This window comes from Glutamicibacter sp. BW77 (assembly GCF_002332285.1).
Taxonomy (GTDB): Bacteria; Actinomycetota; Actinomycetes; order Actinomycetales; family Micrococcaceae; genus Glutamicibacter; species Glutamicibacter bergerei.
On the sequence record NZ_NRGT01000076.1, the window covers coordinates 25,490 to 49,883 of the forward strand.

The following is a 24,394-nucleotide window of genomic DNA, read 5'->3' on the forward strand; positions in this document are numbered from 1 at the left end:
TGGGACTCGGCCTGCGCTGTATCTGTCGCCATCATTGGCGTGCAAAGTTAGTTTGCGGTTAGTGGGCGTTGGTTGCCCTGTGGCGTTGTGGAACGGCGATCACGCAACTTCGCCATCGCAGTTTCAAAATCGGTGAGCGACTGGAAATTGTGATAGACGCTGGCAAATCTTAGGTACGCAACCTCGTCCAGACGTGACAACGGCTCAAGGATGGCCAGTCCGACCTGATGCGCGGGAATTTCCGCTGCACCTGAAGTACGGACCGTTTCTTCAACTTCTTGGGCAAGGATGGCCAAATCGTGATCAGTTACCGGGCGTCCTTGGCATGCCTTACGCACGCCATTAATGACCTTGTGGCGCGAGAAAGGTTCAACCGCGCCAGACTGCTTCAACACGTTCAACGCAGCAGTTTCAGTGGTGGTAAAACGGCGCGAACATTCGGTGCACTGACGACGACGTCGAATTGATACGCCATCATCGGCGACTCTGCTATCGACCACACGCGAATCAGCGTTGCGACAATAAGGGCAATTCATGACACCTCCAACTTTTTGCGATCGTGGTGCTAACCAACGCCGTCGGCGTATAGAAATTCACACACGTCACCTAACAGTTTAGCGTCTAATGGGCTTGGCGCACCGCGACCGCGTCACCGTGTGCTGGGAGGTCCTCGGCATTGGCAAGATTGATCACGTGAGTGGCCACCTCAGCAAGCGCGCTCTTGTCGTAGTTGATCACCTGGATGGCTTTGAGGAACGTGTTCACGTTCAGCCCCGAGGCGTGCAGTGCGGTACCACTGGTTGGCAGCACATGGTTTGAGCCTGCGCAATAATCTCCTAGGGACACCGGAGCAAATTCTCCGACAAAAATCGCCCCGGCAGCGTTGATCCGTGCGGCCACCTCCGCCGCGTTTATGGTGAGGATTTCCAAGTGCTCAGCCGCGTAAGCATTACACACTTCGACGCCCTGATCGAGATCATCAACCAGGATGATTGCCGACTGTCTTCCGGACAGGGCTTGCTGGACGCGTTCGGTGTGTTTCGTGGCCGCTACCTGCGTGCTAAGTTCGGCGCGCACAGCGGTGGCGAGAGCCGGCGAATCGGTCACCAGCACGGCAGCCGCATTAGCGTCGTGTTCGGCTTGCGAGATCATATCTGCCGCGACGAATGATGCGTTGGCAGTTTCATCGGCCAAAATCGCAATTTCGGTGGGTCCGGCCTCCGCATCGATACCGACGACGCCTTTCACCAGACGCTTCGCTGTGGCCACAAAAACATTGCCCGGACCGGAAATAACATCTACCGGTTCAATATCTCCACGCTGATCGTTCGGGACCTGCACCCCGTAGGCGAAAGCCGCCACGGCCTGGGCCCCGCCCATTGCGTGTACCTCGGTAATTCCTAACAGCTTCGCTGCAGCCAGGATCGTCGGGTGTGGCAGACCGCCAAAATCCGCCTGCGGTGGGCTTGCCAGCGCGAGCGAGGTGACCCCTGCAGCCTGCGCCGGAATGGTGTTCATGATGACCGAGGAAGGGTAAACAGCCAATCCGCCCGGGACATAGAGACCAACGCGTCGCACTGGAACCCAACGCTGCGTCACGGTTCCACCGTGGCCATATTCAACGCTGACGTCCTGCGGCAACTGAGCTTGAGCAAAGGAGCGGGCACGCTTGATGGACTCTTCTAAAGCCAAGCGGACCTGCGGATCAAGCTCGTTCAAGGCTCGATCTAATTCTGCTTGCGGGACCCGAGTATGTTCCAGTTCAACCTTATCGAACCGCTTGGCGAGGTCCTTGAGCGTTTCCATACCATGTTCACGCACGTCGTTGATGATTTGCTGGACAACCTCTGCGGCCGTCTGCGAATTCATTTCAGGTCGAGGCAATTTGGCTTTGAGCTGAGCACGGTTGAGTTTCGCTCCACGCCAATCAATGGTCGCGAGTTCGGAAAAATCGGTATCTGGGTTTAAGGTCACCACCCCAGTTTAACGTGTAAGACCGGATTGGGTTCCCATAAGTTACCCCATCCGGTCATACATTATGCGATTGCTACACGTCCAGGCAGGCCGGGCCGAGCAGTACCTTCAAATCTCCGAACAGAGCAGGGTTCGGATTAACCCTGAAATTCATGCCTAGTCTCATCAAGGAGGTACCACGGCTTCCGCTGAGCTTTACCCGCACCTCGGTGTTTCCGCTATGGGTGCGCAGCACATCTCCGAGTTTCTGGATTAGCGTCTCGGTAGCTTTATGCGTAGGTATACCGATAACTACCGGTCCGGTACCTGAGGTATCGGAGAGTTCGGGGATCATCATCTCTTGGGCGTTAAGTGTGATCGATCCATCGTCGCGGCGTTGTACACGTCCCTTGATCACGACAATCAAGTCATCGGCCAGGATCTCGGCGATTGGCTGGTAGGCCTGACCGAAGAACATCACTTCCATGGAACCGGAAAGGTCCTCAATTTCACTGCGTGCGTAGGGGTTGCCAGATTTTTTGGCAATACGTCGCTGCAGCCCGCTGATCATTCCTGCTATCGAAATGACATGTCCGTCGGCTGGTCCTTCATCGGACAACACGCTCGTCACCGGCATGTCCGCGTACTGGTCAAGGGCGGAGCCCAAACCTTGCAGCGGGTGATCCGAGACGTAGAGACCGAGCATATCTCGTTCGTAGGCAAGCTTTTCCTTCTTCTCCCAGTCGGGAAGATCAGGAATTGCTACCGTCATCGCATCTGAGACATCGGAGGTATCCAGTGCACTAAACAGATCAAACTGGTTCGCCGCTTCATTGCGCTTGAGCTGAATGACCGAGTCGACGGCCTCTTCGTGAATGGCCACCAGAGCCCGGCGCGGGTGCTTCAGCGAGTCGAAGGCGCCGGCCTTGATCAAGGACTCAATGGTGCGCTTGTTGCAGACCACTGCAGGGACCTTGCTCAAAAAGTCGCTGAAATCCCGGTACGCGCCCTTTTCAGTTCGCGCTTCAACCATGCCGGCCACCGCGTTAGCACCGACGTTACGGATAGCACCCATGCCGAAGCGGATGTCTTTACCCACAGGGGTGAAGTTCAGTGCTGATTCATTAACATCTGGCGGAAGTACGGTGATGCCGATGTGCCGGCATTCGTTTAGGTACAGCGCCAGCTTGTCCTTGTCATCGCCGACCGAGGTGAGCAATGCTGCCATGTATTCGGCCGGGTAGTGCGCCTTGAGGTATGCGGTCCAGTAGGACACCACCCCGTAGGCAGCTGAGTGGGCTTTGTTGAACGCGTAGTCGGAGAACGGCAGCAGAATGTCCCACAGGGTTTTCACCGCTGCGTCTGAATATCCGTTGTCGTTCATACCCTGTTTGAAGCCGGCGAACTGCTTATCCAGTTCTGACTTCTTCTTTTTACCCATGGCACGGCGCAGAATATCTGCCTGGCCCAGCGAGTAGCCGGCAAGCTTCTGCGCGATCGCCATAACCTGCTCCTGATACACAATCAGGCCGTAGGTTCCGCCGAGAATGTCGGCTAGTGGTTCTGCGAGCTCCGGGTGGATCGGGGTGACATCCTGCAACCCGGTTTTACGCAACGCATAGTTTGTATGCGAGTTAGCGCCCATGGGACCTGGTCGGTACAAGGCGATCACAGCGGAGATATCTTCGAAGTTATCCGGGCGCATCATCTTCAACAGTGAGCGCATTGGCCCACCATCGAGCTGGAACACACCAAGGGTGTCACCACGAGCTAGCAGGTTATAGGCTTCGGTGTCTTCGAGCGTCAGTACCTCGAGGTCTAGCTCATCCCCCGTGTTGTACGTGATGTTTTCCAACGCGTCGGAAATGATGGTGAGGTTACGCAACCCCAAGAAGTCCATCTTGATCAAACCCAAGCCTTCACAGGTCGGGTAGTCGAACTGGGTAATAACCTGGCCGTCTTGGATACGACGCATGATCGGGATGACGTCGATGATCGGATCCGAGCTCATGATCACGCCGGCGGCGTGTACGCCCCACTGACGCTTGAGCCCTTCAATGCCCTTGGCCGTTTCGAAAACACGTGCAGCTTCTGGGTCGTTGGCCACCAGATTACGGAAATCTCCGGCTTCTGAATAACGCTTTGAATCTGGGTTATCAATATCGTTCAGTGGGATATCTTTAGCCATCACTGCCGGTGGCAGGGCCTTGGTCAAGGTTTCACCCATGCTAAATGGGTAGCCCAGCACACGAGAGGAGTCCTTCAATGCCTGCTTGGTCTTGATGGAACCATAGGTGACGATCATTGAAACACGTTCGTCGCCATACTTTTCGGTCACATACTTGATGACCTCCGAGCGGCGCCTATCATCGAAGTCCACGTCGAAGTCGGGCATGGAAACACGTTCCGGGTTCAAGAAACGTTCAAAGATCAACCCGTGTACCAATGGGTCCAGGTCGGTAATACGCATCGCGTAGGCAACCATTGAACCGGCACCGGAACCACGTCCTGGACCCACGCGGATGCCATTGCTCTTTGACCAGTTAATAAAGTCGGCGACGACTAGGAAGTAGCCGGGGAATCCCATCTTGATGATGACATCAAGCTCGTAGTCGGCCTGCCTGCGTGAGTCTTCGGGGATGCCATTGGGGTACCTGTAGTGCAGTCCCTTGTCTACTTCTTTAATGAGCCAGCTGGTTTCGTCTTCTCCCGGCGGGCAAGGGAACTTAGGCATGTAGTTTGCGTTGGTGTCGAAAGAAAGATCAACACGGTCAGCGATTTCAAGGGTGTTGTCGCATGCCTCGGGGTGTTCTTTGAACAACTCACGCATTTCGCGTGCACTCTTTAGGTAATAGCCAGATCCAGAGAATGCGAAACGGCTGCCGCCCTGGTCATAGGTCGGCTCGTCGAGAGTGGAACCGGAGTTGATTGCCAGTAGCGCCTCATGGGCCTTCGAATCGGCTTCATGGGTGTAGTGAAGATCGTTGGTGGCAACGAGCGGGATGTCTAGTTCGCGGGCCAGGCGCAGAAGATCTTTGGTGATTCTGCGTTCAATCTCTAGACCGTGGTCCATGATCTCGCAGAAATAATTTTCTTTGCCGAACAAGTCTTGAAGTTCGGCTGCCGCAGCCTTGGCCGCGTCATACTGGCCTAGACGTAACTTGGTCTGGACTTCACCTGAGGGGCAACCTGTGGTGGCGATCAGGCCTTCGGAGTGCTCGTTGAGCAGTTCGCGGTCCCAGCGTGGGTATTTGCCAAAGACTGAGTCAAGCGATGCCCGGGAGGATCCCTTGAAGAGGTTATCCATACCCTTGTTGTTGTAAGACAACAAGGTCATATGGTTATACAGGCCACCACCGGAGACGTCGTCACCCTTTTGGGATTCGTCGGTGCGCCACTTCACACGAGTCTTATCGTTTCTCGCCGTGCCAGGAGTTACATAGGCTTCGACGCCGATGATTGGTTTTACTCCGGCATCGGTAGCCCGCTTCCAGAAGTCGAAGGCACCAAAAAGGTATCCATGGTCGGTAATCGCCATGGCTTCCATGCCTTGTCGGTTAGCTTCTTCAAAAAGCTCCGAAAGCCGGGCCGCCCCGTCCAACATGGAGTATTCGGTATGGGTATGCAGATGGACAAATCCGTCACGTGTCGCGCTCACTGAACCAGTCTAACGATTTACGCCACGAATATCGTCCACCTGCCACCGGCTGTGGGAGCTCTCATAGCCGGTGGGCCATAGGACTAGTAGCCACCTTCGCGCAACAGTTCTAGCGCACCGGCGAGGTCATGCGGGTATTCGCTCTCATATTCAACCCATTCTCCGGTGACCGGGTGATTAAATCCCAGCCGTTTGGCATGTAGCCACTGGCGCGTCAACCCCAACGCGGCACCTAGGTTAGGGTCGGCCCCATAGGTCTGGTCGCCAACGCAGGGGTGCCCAAAGGCGGAGAAGTGCACACGAATCTGATGGGTGCGTCCGGTTTCTAGATGCACTTCTACCAGACTTGCTCGGCCGAAGGCTTCGAGCATCTCATAGTGCGTGACGGAGTCGCGTCCACCTTCCAGGACAGCGAACTTCCAGTCATGACCTGGGTGCCGGCCGATCGGTGCATCGATGGTGCCTTCAAGAGGATCAGGTAGCCCTTGAACTACCGCATGATAAACCTTTTTGGGGGTGCGTTCCTTAAACGCGCGCTTCAGACCCGTGTAGGCACGCTCAGATTTGGCTACCACCATGAGTCCGCTCGTTCCCACGTCGAGGCGGTGGACAATGCCCTGACGCTCGGCGGCACCAGAGGTAGAAATATTGTAGCCTTCGGCCATTAGCGCACCTACGACAGTAGGCCCGACCCATCCAGGAGAAGGATGTGCGGCGACTCCGACCGGCTTATCGATGACAACGTAGTCGTCTTCGTCGGCAATGATCTTCAAATCTTCCACGGCAATTACTCTAATTTCTAGTGGGTCGGACTGCGGTGGAATACTTACGCGCAACGCGTCGCCCGCTCTAACCTTCAGCGGCTTCGTCACTACACGTCCATTAACTTCAACCATGGAGTCTTTGAACAGCGTCTTCGCTAAAACTCTAGGGATCTCCAACACCTTGGCAAGATACGAGTCCAGCCGTTGTCCGGCATCCTCGTCAGCCACGAGCAGTTCATGGATCTGAGTTCCCCCAGTAGTGCTCATGCTGTGGGCTCCGTCTTCTCATCGTCAGCGTCAGTCTTGTTGTTTTTGGGCGGATCACCAATGGTTCCATCGAGGTTGCGTCCGCGTATCAGCATCAGGGCCACGACGATCATCGAACAAACAATAAATGAGTCTGCAACGTTGAAAATTGCGAAGTGTTGGACTGAAAACATGTCGACAACGTGGCCGAAGCCAAAGGCCGGTTCGCGGAACAAGCGGTCGGTCAGATTTCCTAGCACTCCCCCGAGCAAAGAACCCAAGACGATCGCCCAGCCGCGTGTGCCCACTTTGCGCAACAGCAGATAAATCACGTATACGGCTACCGCAGCCTGCAGAATGGCGAAAATGATGGTGAAATCTTCGCCGATGGAAAAGGCTGCACCCGGGTTGAGAATGTAGTGGATATCCAAGAAATTCGGAATCACTTCAATTGATTCTCCGAGTTTCATTGTTCTCTCAACGAGAATCTTGACGGCTTGATCAAGAACTAGCGCTACTAAGGCGATGATCAGGCCAAGACCTGTGAAGCGCTTAGCCGCGGCAGCACTCCTAGATGGTGAAGCACTCACACTGTTACCCATTAATTCCCTTTAAACAACAACGGTGGTGCCGGATCAATCCGAGCACCACCGTTAATTGTACTGATATTTAGTTCAAGCCATCAAACCCGATAAGGATTAGTTGGTCTTCCCTGCGTTATCAATGGATCCCTGCGACTCAAGGTCGCGGAGCTGTCCTTCGATGTAAGTCTTCAGACGTGCACGGTAGTCACGCTCGAAGCCGCGAAGCTGCTCAAGCTTACGCTCAAGTACCGACTTCTGCTGCTCCAGTGCAGAGAGAGTCTTACGGCTCTTTTCTTCTGCGGTGGTAACCAGCGAGTTTGCCTCGGTCTTAGCTTCCGAGATGATCTTGTCGCGCTGCTCAACACCGGAGGCGACATATTCATCGTGCAGACGCTGTGCCATGGCAAGCACGTTAGCTGCGGATTCTGCGGACTCGGTGCGAGGGGCAGCAGCAGGAACAGCGTTGGCTCCAGGAGCCGCGTCCTTCTTGTCCTCGACCTTAGCTGCAGCAACCGGAGCTTCGGTCTTCTTGACCTCAGCGGCTGGAGCAGCAACTGGAGTCTCGACCTTCTTAGGCTCTTCGGTCTTGGTTTCGACCTTCTTCTCTTCAGCTGGCTTAGCAGCTGGAGCGGCGGCAACTGGAGCAGGAACTGACTGTTCCTTGGCCGAGACGTTAGTGTCTCCACCCTGCCCTGCCAAGCGGCGGCGCAACTCTTCGTTCTCACCGGTCAGGCGACGTAATTCCACAACGATCTCGTCGAGGAAGTCATCTACCTCGTCTTGGTCGTAGCCTTCTCGGAACTTGGTCGGCTGAAACCGCTTATTGACTACGTCTTCTGGCGTCAAAGCCATTGGGTCACCTCAATACTGGGATCATTTCCGCCCGACAGTTGCTGTCTTGCGAAACACTTACCGTTCATTCAGTGTCGCGACCGGTGAAGTCGGAGCACCATTTCCTAAAGGATATAACGATTCGGACACTAATTACGAAACCGAACTGCCGGTTCAACTCAATTTTACTGTTTTTCGCCCTTCAGGAGCTCTTTAGAACCTCGTATTCTTCTACGAAATGCCTAATCAGTTCCCTAGGTTGTAACCTACGCCACTTACGATCGATTTGACAATCATTACGACGATAAACAGGATCAAAAATGACAAGTCAAGCCGGATTCCACCGATATCCAGAGGTTTGATCTTGCGACGCAGCCACCGGAGTGGAGGGTCAGTTATCGTGACGATTGTTGTCGCAGCGACCAGAGCAATCCCCTTAGGGTGCCAGTGCCGAGCGAAACTTTCAGTTATATCCAACACAATTCGCATTATTAGCAGAATTTGTAGGACAGCTAACAAGAGATAAATTATCCCGAACACCATTTTTACGCGCTCGCTCCTGGCAACTTAGCTCTGGTTAAAGAAGGTCGCCTGGGCTTCGGACTGCTTGCGGTCTTCACCCAGTACTTCAACAGTGGCTGGGGACAGCAAGAAGACCTTGTTAGTTACTCGTTCAATCGAGCCGTGGAGAGCGAAAACCAGGCCAGCCGAAAAATCGACTAAACGCTTGGCATCTGTTTCTCCCATGTCGGTGACATTCATGATCACCGGGATTCCGTCACGGAAGTTCTCACCGATGATTTTGGCATCGTTGTAAGAACGTGGGTGCACGGTAGTAATTTGACGCAATTCGGAATCCTCATCCCGTACTGAAGGGGCACGCTTAATGGGTGTGACCGGAGCACGGTATTCGTTCTCTGGTTCTTTGGCTACTGAATGCGGTGCAACCGATTTAACAACCGGCTGCGGGCGCGGGGCCTCGACTGGACGTTGCGTTGCAACATCATCGACGGCCCGTACCTGGGTCCTCGGTTCTGAGTTGTCCGTTTCGACCTCACTCTGCTCAACGGCATCCGCCAAGCCGAGATAGACCATTGCCTTGCGTAGTCCGTCAGCCACGTTTTTTCTCCTCAGTTGTCCCGTGCATGCAACCCCAGGTGCATGATTCCGCTACTCTGACGCTACCGCACGCCAAACGACTGGCATTGCTCATTCGATTTTTTTGCGCGGTGTGTCGCGCGGGCCTATGTTTTCGGCCAAATCAGCCCCGCCAGTCGGCCCGACCGTGAACTTCTTCGGTAGGAGAAGAATCTCTCATCTTCTAGGGTGCAGACACCGCTTTGCTGCACGCTTACTCCGAGATCTGACAGTTCCTTTTGCGCGGATGCCGGCAAATCGAGAGCCGCCGTTCCCCAGCTAGTATTGCTTCGTATTCCGGGACGAGATTCCTCGGATTCGGCGGCCATTGATTCTGGGACCTCATAGCATCGGTCGCAGATTGCTGGGCCAATAACGGCCTCGATGTGGGTGGCCCCCAATGCTTGAAGTTCACCCACTGTACGAGTCAATATTCCGTCCAGCAGTCCGCGTCGACCCGCGTGAGCTGCGGCGGTGAACGTTTGCTTCTGGGTAGCGTCCTTTGCGACGAACAGCACCGGCAGACAATCGGCAACCATTACTGCCAACGCTTCGCGTCCGGTGGGGTCCACCAGTGCGTCGCAGGTTGGCGCTTCTGGCTCTGTCCACGAGGTGCGCCGCTGTGAGGCTATGTGCACAACCTCGGTGGAATGAATCTGGTTCATGAAGTGCAAAGAAAAACGTCGAACCCCGATCGAGTCTTCCAATCTGGCTCGATGTTCCCCCACTAGGTGGGGATCATCGTTCACATGCAAGGCAAGGTTTCCCTCGGCTTGCGTGGTAAACGCCAGGTGGATACTCGAATCGAGGTTCGACGCGAAATGTAGCACTGCTCAGCTAATCGCTGGTTTACTTCAGGAAGTCAGGAACGTCCAGATCATCGTTCGAACCGTTAAGGTCTGAATCGACGACATCAGGAAGATCCTGGAAGGAGTTGTTCTGCTCTGCAGCAACCGGCTTCGCTTCCGGCGCTGGCGCCGCTTCTGCCGGTGCAGCCTGTGGAACAGGCTGCTCTTGCGCTGGACGGTTCGATGCTGGCTTGGAGACCAACGGTGCCATTGGCTTGCTGGTGACATCTGGCTCGTCAAAGCCTGCTGCAATCACCGTGACACGCGCTTCGTCGCCCAAGGCGTCGTCAATGACGGCACCGAAGATGATGTTTGCCTCTGGGTGTGCGACTTCCTGCACCAGTCGAGCAGCCTCGTTGATCTCGAACAAGCCGAGATCCGAACCGCCCTGGATGGAAAGAAGCACGCCGTGTGCGCCGTCGATGGAAGCTTCCAGCAGTGGCGAAGCGATTGCTAGTTCGGCGGCCTTAACCGCGCGATCTTCGCCTCGGGCCGAGCCGATGCCCATCAATGCCGAACCAGCACCCTGCATCACGGACTTGACGTCCGCGAAGTCGAGGTTGATCAGCCCTGAGGTGGTGATTAGGTCGGTGATGCCCTGAACGCCGGAAAGCAAGACCTGGTCTGCCTGACGGAATGCGTCGAGCACCGACACGTTACGGTCAGAGATGGACAGCAGGCGATCGTTAGGAATAACGATCAGCGTGTCGACCTCATCGCGCAATGCTTCAATGCCGTTTTCGGCAGAGTTAGCACGACGACGACCTTCGAAGGTGAATGGACGGGTTACGACACCGATGGTCAGTGCACCCAATCCGCGGGCGATACGTGCCACGACAGGTGCGCCACCGGTACCGGTGCCGCCACCTTCGCCGGCGGTCACGAAGACCATATCGGCGCCGCGTAGAACGTCTTCGATCTCTTCTACGTGGTCTTCGGCTGCCTGGCGTCCCACATCAGGGTTAGCACCAGCACCGAGGCCACGCGTAAGTTCGCGTCCCACGTCTAGCTTTACGTCGGCATCACTCATGAGTAGAGCCTGCGCATCGGTATTGATGGCGATGAACTCAACGCCCTTGAGACCGACTTCGATCATTCGATTGACTGCGTTTACACCGCCACCGCCGATTCCGACGACTTTAATGACCGCGAGGTAATTCTGTGGAGCTGCCACGTCCCGCTTCCCTTGTTAGATGTGCTACATAATTCACGATTCATGCGTAAAACCTTGACTCTTAACCTTAAGGTTAAGATTGTGTCAAGCTATCGTTATTAAGAACGCTATGAGCCATGTTGGCTTTCTGCAACGACCGCTGGGGCGTGTCGTCTATTGAAACCTATCTTTCCAGAATTTCCCTTGAGAATGTTCATCCCTCGCCCGTGGCGAACGACTTAATACGTCACCGGGTTTTCTGGGTTGGTCACGTCGATGACTTTAGCCTTGGCCTTATTTTCTTTGAGCTGTTGCAGGAAAATATTAGCGACTTCGTTTTTGAGTGCGGCTTTGTCTCCGTCTCCCCAAATCAGAGTTCGCTTGTTCGGTAAGGCAAGCTCCATGAAACCAGCTTGGGTAAGGGTCGCCGTTGACACCTGCTTGAGCACCTTTGGCTCCACGGTACTCAAAATGCCCGTCAACAGTTGAAATTTCTCGGGATCTTTCGTTTCATCTGATGCTTTGACGCGGGGAAGTTTGGTTTTATCTTTCTCGACAACCTTCTTCAGCTTCTCTCCAGACGAGGAAACAATAAATGAGTTCTTGCCGTCCACTAAGATCGCTACAGGTTCAGCTTCAACGACCTCAACTACGAGAGTATCTGGCATCTTTGCTCGAACAACTATTTCATCTACGGCCGGTTCATCACCGATTAGTTCCGCTACGCGCGACTCTGAGATTCGTGGCAGCGGCACCCCTTCCAAAGGGGCCAAGGCTTCAAGTAATTTTTTCTCGCTGACCAATTTGCTGCCGGTCACTTCGATTTTTTTCGCCGCAAGCAACGGAGAAAAACTCAGCACCAGCACGGCGGTAACACTCAAAGCCACAATGCTCGCGGCAATAATCAGTAGCAGCTTACGCCGCTTTTTCTCCGGACTCGCAGGAAGCTCGACTACCTTGGAATTTTCCATCACATTAACCTCCAGATTTAGTTGAAGGACAATGCGGCAACGATTTGCTCGCCCAGTTCGGTCACATCACCAGCACCGATGGTCATCACCACGTCACCAGGCTCCGCGTACTCCACCGCGTGGGCTACCGCAGCTAGTGGGGTGAGTACCTCGCTAGGTACTTCGATGCGCTGGGCGATGAGGTCGCTGGTCACGCCAGGGATCGGTTCCTCACGCGCAGGGTAAATCTCTAGCACCCTCACGCTATCTGCCAAAGACAGGGCTTGGGCGAACTGACGGTAAAATTCCTGAGTCCGGCTAAAGAGATGAGGCTGGAAGATGACGTGTAATTTTCCATTACCTGCCACCGCTCGGCCTGCCTTCAACGCAGCATCAACCTCGGTGGGATGGTGAGCGTAATCGTCATAGACTCGAACGCCATTGCCCGCGCCTTTAAATTCAAAGCGGCGAGCGGCACCAGCAAAGCTTCCCAGCGCCACTAAGGCTTCTTCAATCTCCAGACCCGCGTCCATGCCTACGGCTAGTGCCGCCGCGGCGTTAAGCAAATTGTGTTCCCCCGGCACCGCGAGGTTCAGTAAATGACTCTGACCGCTACCCCACTCGATGGTGGCCTCGAATCGGCCATTGTCCAAGGCCCGAGCGTTACTCAGTCGGCGATCTGCGTGATCCGCAAAGCCATAGGTCTGGATCCGCAATTCGGGACGTTGCTGACGCATCTTACGCGCAAGATCGTTAGCACCTTGGTCATCGGCGCAACAGATGAGCAGACCGTCTTCGGGTAGCAAACGGGCAAACTCTACAAAGGCTTGGTGGACCGCTTCGGCAGTGCCGTAGTGATCCAGATGGTCTGCCTCAATATTGGTGACGACGATGACATTCGGTCGGTAGTTTAGGAATGAGGCATCAGACTCGTCGGCTTCCGCCACGAAAATCTCTCCGCGTCCCAATTCTGCATTCGTACCGAGGCTTGGAATATTTGCTCCCACGGCGAAGGATGGCGCGGCCGATGCGGTTTTGAGCATATGGGCGGTCAACGAGGTAGTCGTGGTTTTTCCGTGGGTTCCGGCGATTGTCACCACTTGCTGGTGTCCACGCATAGTCGCTTCGAGTCCCTCGGAACGGTGCATGATCTTCAGTCCACGGCGCAATGCTTCATCGTATTCCGCGTTGCCTGGTTTGATGATCGAGGAGATCACCACGGTGTCCGCGTCACCCAAATTTTGGGGGTCGTAGCCGATGTGGATCCGGGCGCCACGCTCGCGTAGGCCATCAAGGACCGGTAAATCCTTAGCGTCTGAACCCGAGACTGCTACCCCGTAATCCAAGAGCAGTCGGGCTACGGCCGAGACACCGACGCCGCCAACGCCCATCAGATGTACCTTGCCTAATTCGGCAATGTGGTTGCCTGGCTGCTGTGCCATGATTTAGCCTTTCTGGCCCGACGCGGAACGTCGGGATGAAACTTCGTCGATAATCATTGCTGCCATCTGTTCGGCAGCATCTCGTTGTCCCAGCGAAGCAGCAGCTTGCGACATCTGTTCAAGTTTATGCTGATCGGTGATCAAGTTCAGGACCGTGTCGGTGACATAGCCGGGAGTAAAGTCCGAGTTCGAAACCAGTAACGCGCCTCCGGCTGCTACCAGCGCGCTCGCGTTGAGTTTCTGTTCACCGTTGCCAATTGGCAATGGAACTAGAACTGAGGCGGTTCCCGCCACAGCCAGTTCACACACCGTGCCCGCGCCGGAACGGCAGATCATTAGGTCTGACGCTGCGTAAGCAAAGTCCATTCGCTCCACATACTCGCGTTGCGTATAACCGGCGTGTTCCAGTCTGTTTCCTTGCGCATCGGTGATTTGCTTCCCTCGCCCGGTGATATGCACTACGTGCACGCCTGCAGCGTGGAGCTGGTCAAGCGAAGCAACAATAGTCTCATTGATGCTCTGCGCTCCGGAGGACCCACCGGTCACCACCAGCACCGGCGACTGATCGGTTAGGCCAAAGTAGGCACGAGCCTCGTCACGAATCGCTGCCCGATCCATCAACGCAACGTTAGATCGCATCGGCATTCCAACCTGACGTGCGTTTGGCAATCCGGTATTAGCGAATGTGGTTCCGACACCCACCGCGTGTTTTGCACCCAACTTATTGGCCATACCTGCAACGGAATTTGCTTCGTGAACGAAAGTTGGGATGCCAAGCTTTTTAGCCGCTAGGTAAGCCGGAGTGCAGACGTATCCCCCGACTCCGAGCAATGCTTCGGCTTTGGTTTCCCGGAGTATCTTCTTTGCTTCATTGATTGCTTTGAGGAACCGGAAAGGAAACTTGAGCAGATCAAGGTTGATGCTTCGTGGCATAGGCGCTTTGGGGATTAGCGCTAACCGATACCCGGCTTCGGGAACCAGCTTAGTTTCAAGCCCGCCGGGGGAACCCAGTGCAACGATGTTTGCCTGTGTATCTTGCTGACGCACTGCATCTGCGATGGCCAGCATTGGCGAAATATGGCCGGCGGTTCCGCCTCCGGCAACGACCAGACGGATCGGATCACTCATGGCTTTTATACTCCTCGGGTCCAAGACCAGCGATTAGGCACAATCAACGTAAAACTTACTTTGGCGACTTTCCGGTGTCCGTAGCAAAGTTCGCTATGGCTGCGAGTTTTTGAGCACGTGCCGAACAAAGCACGAAGCCCATAGCTAGCATTACCGCAAGCATCGCCGAACCACCGGAAGAAATGAAAGGTAGCGGCACACCGATGACCGGTAGCAATCCACTGACCGTACCAAGATTGATGAAGGTTTGTCCGATGATCCAGGTGGAAATGCAACCCATCAATACCTTGGTGTACAAGTCATTGGCGCGCATCGCGATACGGAACATGGCCAAGGCCAGCAGTGCAAACATGCAAAGGACAAAGAGGACACCGACAAATCCGAATTCTTCGCCAAGAATTGAGAAGATGAAGTCGTTTTGCGCTTCGGGAACGTAGGACCACTTTAGTCGTGATTGACCAGCCCCGACGCCGAACCAACCGCCGGAGGCGAATGCGTGCAGTCCCATGCTGGACTGGTAACAGATTCTGTCATCGACTCCGCAGTCAATTTTCAACCATGCCAACACACGAGCACGACGGTTAGAGGACGCGAATACCAGCACCGCGAGCATGGCAAAGCCTGTAATGCCTGCCAGCGCCAGCCACTTCATCTTCAGCCCGCCAAGAAAAAGCGCGGTGGCGATGATCAAGATCAATACCAGCGCGGTACCTACGTCTTTTCCGGCTAACACCAGCAAAAGAATGGCGCCGCCGATTGGAAGGACGATCGGTACAAATAGGTGCTTGTAGTCGTGGAGCATGTTTTGCTTTTTTTCAAGCATAAATGCAGCAAAAACTGCCAACGCTAACTTGGCAAACTCACTGGGCTGCAGGCCGATGGTGCTGGTGATACGGATCCAGTTTCGGTTACCCAGAACCTCATGGCCGAGCGGAGTGAACGCCACGAGGAACAACAGTAGTACCGCCACGAGTGCGGCTGGCCAGGCCAGCCTTTTCAACGTTGCAGGTTTGAAAAACTGCATCGCTATCATCGCGACAATGCCTACTCCGGCAAACATTGCTTGGGATAATGCCACGGTGAAGCCATCATTTCCGCGAGCAATAGCCTCAACGGACGCCGAGGACTGCACCATCAGCACACCAAATATTGCCAAGGCAATCGAGGTGACGAACACCAGCATGTAGTCGATCGAAGCGGTGCGTGCACTGCCGGATTCGATGTTGCCGATGAGCCGACCGACCGGGGAGAACTTTGGCTTTCTATTCTTGGTTTTTTTGCCACGTGCTGTTGCCATCATTGCCTCCCGTCCGGTCAGATTGCTTACTTAGTTCCTGCGGTTCCCTCATCCATGAGATCACTGACAGCGCTGATAAATGCGTTGCCACGCTGGGCGTAGGAACTGAATTGGTCCATCGAGGCAGCTGCCGGTGCCATCAATACTGTATCCCCGGCCTGCGCAAGTTCTGCAGCCTTGCGCACTGCTTGGGTCATCACCTGCGAGCCTGTCGGGGCCATGTCCGTGGCAGCTTGTCCCAGCGCGGTGATGTCTACCAGCTCGACGTCACTAGCGTGTTCGGCCAGTGCCGCACGCAGTGAGTCGTTATCGGTACCAATCAGCAGTACGGCGCGTAAACGCTGTGCATGAGTTCTAATCAGCTCGGTGTAGTCCACACCCTTAGACAGTCCGCCTGCAATCCACACCACCGAGCTAAATGCCGCAAGTGAGGCGTTAGCCGCGTGCGGGTTGGTGGCTTTTGAATCATTGATCCACAAGATGTCATTGCGTCGCGCGACGGCTTGAATACGGTGAGCACCAGAATCAAAACCGCTCAGACCCTTGGCTATTGCCTCGGCTTCAACCCCATACGCGCGGGCCAAAGTAGCGGCCGCGGCGGCGTTGGCTGCGGTATGCTTCGGAACGATTTCGCCGATATCGCTCAGCGCCACCAGTTCTAAGGCATTGCTCCGGCGCTCTTCGATAAATGCGCGGTCCACCAATAGGCTTTCAACGATCCCTACGGTGGAAACGGCTGGGCTGTAGGTGGAGAAGCCGATGGCGCGGCATCCTTCGATGACATCCGCGTTCTCAACCATTTGAAGCGTCTTGGCATCTGCGACGTTAAAGATCGCGGCGACTTGGGTTCGCTCATAGATTTTAGCTTTGTCCGCCTGGTAGGCCTCAAAGCCGCCATGCCAGTCCACGTGATCTTCGGCGATGTTCAAGACGACTGAGGCCAAAGGAGAGATGCTGTGGGTGAAGTGAAGCTGGAAGCTCGATAGTTCAACAACAAATACGTCGTAGTCCACCGGTTCACGAACCGCATCCAAAATGGGGGTCCCTACGTTTCCCACGGCGATGGCACGTAACCCGGCAGCCTGCAAGATCGCTTCGGTCATGCCTACGGTCGTAGTTTTACCGTTGGTACCGGTGATCGCTAGCCACTGTGGCGCAGTGCGCCCTGCACGGTTCTGCACGCGCCAAGCAAGTTCAACATCGCCCCAGATTTCGATACCGGCTTCTGCCGCCGCCGCCAATACTGGGTGGCGTGGATTCCAGCCCGGCGAGACCACCACGAGATCCGGCGCGCCGCCGTCAACCTGTGGCAACGAGTCAATATGTTCGGTACCGAGCAACACCTGATGCGCTCCGACAATTTTCAGTGTCTCGGCACGCTGCGAGTTGATCTCGTCATCACGTCCGTCGATGACGGTGACTATGGCGCCAAGCTCGATCAGCGTGTCGGCGGCGGAGAATCCGGAGAGTCCCAGACCCGCAACAACAACGCGCAGGTCTTTCCAGTTTGCATCCCAGCTGGTCAGATTGGCCAGTTTTTCACTCACAGTGCGACAACCCATTCGGAGTAGAACAGACCCAGTCCGGCTGCCACAAAGAGACCGGCCAGAATCCAGAAACGAATAACAACATTCTCTTCGGACCATCCGGAGAGCTCAAAGTGGTGCTGCAACGGCGCCATCTTGAAGACGCGCTTGCCACCGGAAAGTTTGAAGTAACCAACCTGGATTATCACCGACAATGCGATGATGACGAACAAGCCAGCAATGACAACCAGCAACAGCTGGGTGCGTGAGAGGATCGCCATCGCTGCCAGGGCGCCACCAATAGCTAGCGAACCGGTATCACCCATGAAGATCTTCGCTGGTTTTGCGTTCCACCAGAGGAAGGCGATCAGTGCGCCGGAAATCGTTGCACCGAGCAGTGCTAGATCCTGCGGATCACGCACGGTGTAGCAAACTTCCATCGCGTTATCGCGGCCACAGGCCTGATTCTGTTGCCAGATACCAATGAGCGTGTAAGCGCCGAACACCATAATGGAAGCACCAGTCGCAAGACCGTCAAGACCGTCAGTGAGGTTCACACCGTTGGTGGTCGCGGTGGAGATGAAGTTGGCCCAAAGCACAAAGAGAATCAGGCCCACCATTGGTCCGGCGAATGCTAGGTCAATGTTCAGATCGCGCAGGAATGAAATCGCCGTTGACCCAGGAGTTAGCCCCTGGGAGTTAGGGAACTGCAAGGCAAGAACTGCGAAGCTGATGCCAACAATTGCCTGCAAGATGATCTTCTGGTAGGCACGCAGTCCCAAGGAACGCTTCTTGGCGATCTTAATGAAGTCATCCAGGAAGCCGACAAGTCCCATACCGCCGAACAATAACAACACCAGCAAGCCACTGGCGGTAATCCCCGAGGAAGTACGCCCCATCAGACCTAGGATGCCGTGGGTGAGGAAGTAAGCAACAAAGACCGCAAGGATAAAGACCACGCCACCCATGGTGGGGGTACCGGACTTCACCGAATGTGAGTTTGGTCCGTCGTCACGCACCACTTGTCCGTACTGCTTTTTGGTCAGTAACCGGATGTACAGCGGCATGGCCACCATGGTCAGCACTAAGGCAATGCCTGCGCCTAGAATCAATGCGATCATGCGTCTTCGCCTTCTTTCACAAGTGCTGCGATGTCATCACCTAGGTGTCGTAACCCGGCGCCATTTGAAGATTTGAACAAAACTATGTCGCCGGGTAGAAGCTGCTCGGCAAGCTGGCTACGTGCTTCTTCGATGGTTTCCACGAAGTAGGCTTCATCGCCCCAACTGCCTTCGAGCACCGCGGAGTTATATGCCAGCTTTGCGCCCCAGCCAATCACCAACAACTTTTTGATGTTCATCCGTACCGCAATGCGCCCCAGAACATCATGCTCGTGTCGGGATTCGTCGCCGAGCTCTAGCATTTCGCCTAGGACCGCCCAGGTACGCCGGGCAACACCTTGCTCGTTCGGAAGTCCTAGTTCGGCTAGCGTGCGTAGTGCGGCGCGCATGGACTCTGGATTCGCGTTGTACGCATCGTTAATGATGGTGACTCCATCGGCGCGCTCAATGCGTTCCATCCGCCACCGGCTGCCGGCAGTGAGCCCATCAAGGGTTTGTGCAATCAAGGCCGCTTCGATGCCTAATTCAGCCGCTGCACCGGCAGCGGCCAAGATATTCGAGACATGGTGGCGTCCAAGCAGACCTGAGGTGATTCGCTGGCTGTAACCATTGGAAAATTCTAGAGTTAGTTCAGGCTGACCATCGGAGTTGACAACCACATCCACAGCCCAGACGCTCACGTTCTCTGGTTTATTGCTGACGGTACCGAAGTAACGTACCGCTCCCCCGGAGCGCTGCGCCATACGTGCGACTCGTGAGTCGTCATAGTTCAGTAGAGCGGTCCCGGAAGCGTCTAAGGCTTCAACAAGTTCACCCTTGGCCTTTTCAATATTTTCCACTCCACCGAATTCCCCGGCGTGTGCGGTGCCTACACAAAGCACCACCCCGATCTTCGGGTGCACCATATCGGTGAGGTAAGTCAGGTGTCCAATACCGGTAGCGCCCATCTCGATCACCAGGTACTTGGTGTCTTCGGTGGCACTGAATACGGTCAGCGGCACTCCGACTTCTCCGTTATAGGAGCCAATCGGGGACACCGTCGGCGCAACCTTGGACAAGATGCTTGCCAAAAGGTCTTTGGTGGTTGTTTTGCCGGCTGAGCCGGTAATCCCGATGACCACCGCGTCGTTTTTCTTCTTCAGATACTCAACGATGTGTGCAGCGATCTGACCCATCGCTTCGACCGCGTCATCGACAATAATTGCCGGATGCTCGGCTCTTTGCTCGTCGAGAGTGACACGTTCGGCTAGAGCCAACGTGGCGCCGCTGGACAGGGCCTTGTCAATAAAGGCGTGCCCGTCAGAAAATTCGCCGGGCTTAGCAACAAAAAGGGCTCCGGGAAGCACGTCACGCGAATCGGTAGTAACCGATGAGATGACGGTGGATGGGGCGACAGAAGCTGTCGCGCGACCCCCGGTGATCGCGAGCAGGTCGGAGAGAGACAAATCAATCATGGCAATTAGGACTTTACACTTGAGCGGCGGGTGAGGAGGACTTCTGTGAGCTAGTAAATGGTCACAAATCCATGAAGCTTTAGCGCATTGGCCAGTTCGACGCGGTCATCTAACTCAACGTCAATACCGGCGACGTCTTGGCTAACTTCGTGTCCGCGACCGGCAACGAGTATCGCGTCTTGCACTCCAGCCAAACTCACAGCGAATTCAACGGCTTTAGCGCGTGGCGCGATGTTGAATAGCTGCACCGCTGCACGTTCAGCGTCGATCACGGCTTGCGCGCCGGCGGCAACCTGTTCGCGAATTGGTTCTGGATCTTCCCCATGCGGGTCATCATCGGTGACAATGACGATGTCTGCATGGCGCGCCGCCACGGCGCCCATGTCCGGGCGCTTGGTTTTGTCACGATCGCCGGTGGCACCGAAAACGATAATTCGACGTCCTTGCCCGGTGACGCGCATCGATTCCAAGGCCTTGGCGATGGCATCGGAGTTATGCGCGAAGTCCACTACTGCCACGGGTGACTCGCCGATGACTTGCATCCGACCTGGAACCGATACCGACAGCGGGTCAGCTTGCTTCAGTGCTTCCTGGAGCTGTTCTAGAGCAACACCGCTGGCCAGCACCATCACGGTTGCCAGCGCCGCGTTGGCGACATTAAAGAGTCCCGGCAGGCCGGTGCGGGCGTGAATTTCGCGTCCATCGCGATGCACGATAGTGAACTGATGTCCTAATACGCTGGGCGCGATGTTCACTACGTGCCAGTCGGCATTGGTATGTGCATCAAGGCTCAACGACTCGGTGGGAATTGAAGCGTTCTGCGCCAGTCGCTGTCCATAGGAGTCATCGACCATCACCACTGCACGCTGGCTATGGCCCGAGGTAAACAGTTGCGCTTTGGTCTGGAAATAATCTTCCATCGAACCATGCAGATCGAGATGGTCCTGGGTGAGGTTGGTATATCCGGATACGGCAAACTGCAATCCGTCTACCCGCCCGTAACTCAGCGAATGGCTAGAAACTTCCATAGCCACCGTAGAAATTTCTTGTTCATTCATTCGTGCCAGGACACCATGCAGCTGGGTCGCCTCGGGGGTAGTGAGCACGCTAGGGATAATCTGACCGCGAGCAGACATTTCAATGGTGCCTACAAGACCTGCATGTAATCCGAGGGCCTCGGTAATCGCCCGAATCATAAAGGTTGTGGTGGTTTTGCCATTGGTGCCGGTCACCGCTAACAATTCGGGGCAGTTCTTCGCTGTACCGTAGACCATGCTGGCGGCGCGAGCTGCAATTTTACGCACGTCACTGACTACTGCCACCGGAATCGATGCCGGTTCCGCCAACAGATTGAGGCCCGACTCATCGGTGATCAGCGCGACGGCTCCATTGGCTAGGGCGGTGTCTAGGAATTCTGCGCCGTGACGTTTTGCACCCGAGATGGCCAGGAATACGTCCCCGGGCTGAACTATCTGTGGGTTCAGGCTCACTCCGGTAATGGGTCGCTTGTTAGCAGCCCCATGAGCGGTTGCAGCGAGAGGTTCTAGCAACTGATCAAAGTCGATTCCTTTGACCGTGCTAGGTCGCAAATGATGTTCCAGCTCGCGTGGCGTGCCTGATTCCTGAACTACCAAGGTTTCTTTTGTTCCTTACCAACGAAGACGTCATACGCTTCTGATTTTGTGGAGCTTGGTGGCACGTTGTAGGTGTTGAGCACGTGACTCATCACTTCAGTAAACGTGTCGGCGACCGAAAAGTTTTTCCAGCTACCCTGCGGACGGTACATGGTTGCCACCACAACGTACTGTGGGTCATCCAGTGGTGCTACGCCAGCGAAGGAATAGCTGTACCCGTCATAGCCCTTATCACTTGCGGCCTGTCCGGTACCCGTTTTACCGCCTACGCGGTATCCCGGTATCTTCATTTTAGTACCGGTGCCCGATTCCACGACACCTTCCATGAGCTTCAGCATCTCTTTTGCTGTCTCTTTCTTCACAACGCGGCTCGATTTAGGCGTATCCGGTTCGGTTACGCTTCCATCGTCGTTTTTATAACCTTCGATGAGGCTCGGTGCGATGCGCTCTCCACCGTTGGCTAGAGTCTGGAAAATCGAGGCGGTGTGCAGGACGGTTTGCGAATAACCTTGGCCAAACATCGTGGTGTACTGCTGGCGGCGATCCCAATTTTCTGGTTTCGCTAACTGTCCAGCGCTTGCGCCATTAAGGCCCAGGTAAATCGGGCTCCCTAGCCCAAACTTACGCATGTAGTCATAGCGTTGTTTATTGGTCAGCTTGTTTCCGACCATCACCGTGCCGGTGTTGTAGGAACGGGCAAAAATTCCAGCGGCAGTCATGTCGAAAGTATCGTGTGGCAAGGAGTCGTTAATCGTTTCCTTGGTGACCGTGTACTTGTTAGGAACTCGGAACTCGGTCTTGGGCGTTATCGCTCCCTGATCAATTGCCGCAGCAAAGATGGCAGCTTTGCCGGTGGAGCCTGGCTCAAAAGCACGGGTAATGGAGACGGAACGACGGAATTCCGGATCGGTGGCGCCAGGATCATTGGGATCTAATTGGGCAGAGTCGCCAATGGCAAGAATCTTGCCAGTCTTCACTTCTTTCACAACGACCGAAACCCATTGGGCGTTAAATTGCTTCTGCTTCTTTTCGGCCTCACGCTGCGCGACGTAATTGACGTCAGAGTCGATGGTCAGCATGACGTCTTGGCCGTTAACCGCGGGAGTCTCTTCAACCTCGGTGACCGGAATGCGGACGCCGTCGGCACTGACCTCAATCTTGCGACTGCCTTCGGTTCCTTTAAGATGCTTTTCTTGGCTCAGCTCTAAGCCTTCAGCACCCACCACGGATGTCTGATCCTCAGAGTTTCGCACAAAACCTAGTAGTGGTCCGGCGATCACACCTTGCGGGTACTGTCTTTCGCTACGTAGCAATGGGGACAGGCGTGGGATGCCGACTTCCATAACTTCGTTTTTGACTTCTGGAGTGACCCCCTTGGCGAGGACCACGTAGCCTTTGGGCTTAGCACCGTCCTGCGGCTGAACGGAAGTGGCAAGTTCTGCTGGGTCTTGGTCGAGAATCTGGGCTAGTTCCTTGACCGCCTGATCCCAACCGATGAACTCGCTACCGATGGTGCCATCGCGTTTGGCGCGGCGAAACTCATCTCGCTGGTCTCGCTGGTCAATGACCAGGTCGTAACGGTCCACGCTGACCGCCAACAACGTGCCGTTGCGATCAACGATAGAACCACGAGTAGGCGCGATGACTTCTTCGCGCTGGCGGTCTGCCTGCGCGGCATCAGCTACGGTCGAAGCGTTAATTCCCTGTACCCAAAACAACCGGCCCGCGATTGCTAAGAGTGCTGCCAAAGATAAGATGAGCAAAAAACGCATACGCTTTTTTGCTGTGTCCAGTGCGGTCGAGCTCACGGTGATACTCAGTCCCCTCAACGTGGTTTCTTGACAGCGAGAATTACCGTCGTGGTTCTAGCTTAGAAAGCGAAAGCTAGTTCGTCGGGGATTTGATCATTGGTGCTGGGATCGTGCCGCCGTTGAGTTCGCTATCTTTGAAGACCGGGCGTCCGTCGTCGGCAACCTTGCGGGTTGTCGTTTCGTCTTTCACTACAGACTTCGTGGAATTCTTCGAGTCCGCTGAATCAGTAGCCGACTTCGCATCATCTTTAGAGGTATTGCCCACAGTAGGCACTGGAGCCTTGGACTCGCTCTTCTTTGTTTCGGCCTTTGCTTTGTCGCGGATGCTCTGGCCCGGTAGTGGCAACGTTGCGTAGTTAGCGGAATTGCCTTCCGCCTTCACAGCCTTGTCTGCCGACTTGGTGATGGAGTTGTCGTTGAGATCTACCAAGCCAGGAGCCCCCGGTGCCACTAAGCCAAGCGCTTTCGCTTTCTTGGCCAGCGCCTGCGGAGCCGACAACGATTGAGCTTCTTTGAGCAGTGCTTGGTTTTCTTGCGAGAGCACGCGTTCTTGGTTTCGCAATGACACAATGTCATATTGTCGTTGAGCTACCGACGTGTTCATCAGCACAAGCGTAACAATCACCGAGAATGCCACGACGACCAGCGCAATCACCATGACCAACATGGAACGCTTGTTGGTCTCGTTAATACGTGGTACGAGTGAGAGTGTAACGCGCTGACGCGAATCAATCTCTGGAAGTTCACTTGCAGCCACTGGTTCCGGACGAACGGCGCGAGCAGCACTACCGTCGACAACCGTCTGTGCGGTCATTGCGGCGGTCTTGGTGACTCGACGTTGGGCTCGCTGGGTCATG

The 24,394-nt window shown here is 55.1% G+C and carries 20 protein-coding genes; all 20 read right to left on the reverse strand.

The genetic code is table 11. The features are described from left to right. Positions 1-47 precede the first annotated feature (47 nt). Positions 48-536: a transcriptional regulator NrdR gene (gene nrdR / locus CIK74_RS15545; RefSeq protein WP_096257118.1), complete on the reverse strand. Its 489-nt coding sequence runs from the start codon at positions 534-536 to the stop codon at positions 48-50. A gap of 85 nt (positions 537-621) precedes the next feature. Continuing rightward, a complete protein-coding gene (gene hisD, locus CIK74_RS15550; protein ID WP_096257119.1) occupies positions 622-1,974 on the reverse strand; it encodes a histidinol dehydrogenase in 1,353 nt (450 codons plus the stop codon). 73 nt (positions 1,975-2,047) lie between these two features. Next, positions 2,048-5,611, reverse strand: a complete 3,564-nt coding sequence (gene dnaE, locus CIK74_RS15555; protein WP_096257120.1) for a DNA polymerase III subunit alpha — start codon at positions 5,609-5,611, stop codon at positions 2,048-2,050. A gap of 83 nt (positions 5,612-5,694) precedes the next feature. Then, entirely contained in the window at positions 5,695-6,642 is a 948-nt protein-coding gene (locus CIK74_RS15560) for an RluA family pseudouridine synthase (protein WP_096257121.1), read from the reverse strand. Further along, the gene (lspA, locus tag CIK74_RS15565; protein WP_229677106.1) at positions 6,639-7,211 is read right to left on the reverse strand and encodes a signal peptidase II; all 573 of its coding nucleotides are present in this window, start codon (positions 7,209-7,211) and stop codon (positions 6,639-6,641) included. The genes CIK74_RS15560 and lspA overlap by 4 nt, the downstream gene beginning before the upstream one ends. 108 nt (positions 7,212-7,319) lie before the next feature. Next, positions 7,320-8,057 carry a DivIVA domain-containing protein gene (locus tag CIK74_RS15570; protein ID WP_096257123.1) on the reverse strand — a complete coding sequence of 246 codons (738 nt, stop codon included), beginning with the start codon at positions 8,055-8,057 and terminating at the stop codon, positions 7,320-7,322. A 225-nt stretch (positions 8,058-8,282) separates the two neighbouring features. Continuing rightward, positions 8,283-8,579 carry a YggT family protein gene (locus CIK74_RS15575; RefSeq protein WP_096257124.1) on the reverse strand — a complete coding sequence of 99 codons (297 nt, stop codon included), beginning with the start codon at positions 8,577-8,579 and terminating at the stop codon, positions 8,283-8,285. 24 nt (positions 8,580-8,603) lie between these two features. After that, on the reverse strand, positions 8,604-9,155 hold the full coding sequence (gene sepF / locus CIK74_RS15580; protein ID WP_096257125.1) for a cell division protein SepF: 552 nt from the start codon (positions 9,153-9,155) through the stop codon (positions 8,604-8,606). A 125-nt stretch (positions 9,156-9,280) separates the two neighbouring features. Then, entirely contained in the window at positions 9,281-10,003 is a 723-nt protein-coding gene (locus tag CIK74_RS15585) for a polyphenol oxidase family protein (protein ID WP_096257126.1), read from the reverse strand. A 19-nt stretch (positions 10,004-10,022) separates the two neighbouring features. Further along, on the reverse strand, positions 10,023-11,195 hold the full coding sequence (ftsZ, locus tag CIK74_RS15590; RefSeq protein WP_096257127.1) for a cell division protein FtsZ: 1,173 nt from the start codon (positions 11,193-11,195) through the stop codon (positions 10,023-10,025). Between the two features lie 218 nt (positions 11,196-11,413). Then, on the reverse strand, positions 11,414-12,145 hold the full coding sequence (locus tag CIK74_RS15595; protein WP_096257128.1) for an FtsQ-type POTRA domain-containing protein: 732 nt from the start codon (positions 12,143-12,145) through the stop codon (positions 11,414-11,416). Between the two features lie 17 nt (positions 12,146-12,162). Beyond that, positions 12,163-13,566: a UDP-N-acetylmuramate--L-alanine ligase gene (gene murC, locus CIK74_RS15600; RefSeq protein ID WP_096257129.1), complete on the reverse strand. Its 1,404-nt coding sequence runs from the start codon at positions 13,564-13,566 to the stop codon at positions 12,163-12,165. A 3-nt stretch (positions 13,567-13,569) separates the two neighbouring features. Further along, complete coding sequence (murG, locus tag CIK74_RS15605; RefSeq protein ID WP_096257130.1) at positions 13,570-14,694, reverse strand: undecaprenyldiphospho-muramoylpentapeptide beta-N-acetylglucosaminyltransferase; 1,125 nt, start codon at positions 14,692-14,694, stop codon at positions 13,570-13,572. A gap of 55 nt (positions 14,695-14,749) precedes the next feature. Continuing rightward, positions 14,750-15,991 carry a putative peptidoglycan glycosyltransferase FtsW gene (locus CIK74_RS15610; protein WP_240520563.1) on the reverse strand — a complete coding sequence of 414 codons (1,242 nt, stop codon included), beginning with the start codon at positions 15,989-15,991 and terminating at the stop codon, positions 14,750-14,752. A 26-nt stretch (positions 15,992-16,017) separates the two neighbouring features. Beyond that, on the reverse strand, positions 16,018-17,553 hold the full coding sequence (gene murD / locus CIK74_RS15615) for a UDP-N-acetylmuramoyl-L-alanine--D-glutamate ligase (protein ID WP_096257132.1): 1,536 nt from the start codon (positions 17,551-17,553) through the stop codon (positions 16,018-16,020). Then, positions 17,535-18,638, reverse strand: coding sequence for a phospho-N-acetylmuramoyl-pentapeptide-transferase (mraY, locus tag CIK74_RS15620; protein ID WP_096257133.1), 1,104 nt, complete (start codon positions 18,636-18,638; stop codon positions 17,535-17,537). The genes murD and mraY overlap by 19 nt, the downstream gene beginning before the upstream one ends. Beyond that, a complete protein-coding gene (gene murF / locus CIK74_RS15625) occupies positions 18,635-20,092 on the reverse strand; it encodes a UDP-N-acetylmuramoyl-tripeptide--D-alanyl-D-alanine ligase (RefSeq protein WP_096257134.1) in 1,458 nt (485 codons plus the stop codon). The genes mraY and murF overlap by 4 nt, the downstream gene beginning before the upstream one ends. Before the next feature lie 50 nt (positions 20,093-20,142). Beyond that, positions 20,143-21,726, reverse strand: coding sequence for a UDP-N-acetylmuramoyl-L-alanyl-D-glutamate--2,6-diaminopimelate ligase (locus CIK74_RS15630; RefSeq protein WP_096257135.1), 1,584 nt, complete (start codon positions 21,724-21,726; stop codon positions 20,143-20,145). Then, positions 21,720-23,534 carry a penicillin-binding protein 2 gene (locus tag CIK74_RS15635; RefSeq protein WP_240520564.1) on the reverse strand — a complete coding sequence of 605 codons (1,815 nt, stop codon included), beginning with the start codon at positions 23,532-23,534 and terminating at the stop codon, positions 21,720-21,722. Before CIK74_RS15635 ends, CIK74_RS15630 begins: the two co-directional genes overlap by 7 nt. 76 nt (positions 23,535-23,610) lie before the next feature. Next, positions 23,611-24,393: a hypothetical protein gene (locus tag CIK74_RS15640; RefSeq protein WP_096257136.1), complete on the reverse strand. Its 783-nt coding sequence runs from the start codon at positions 24,391-24,393 to the stop codon at positions 23,611-23,613. Position 24,394: the final 1 nt, after the last annotated feature.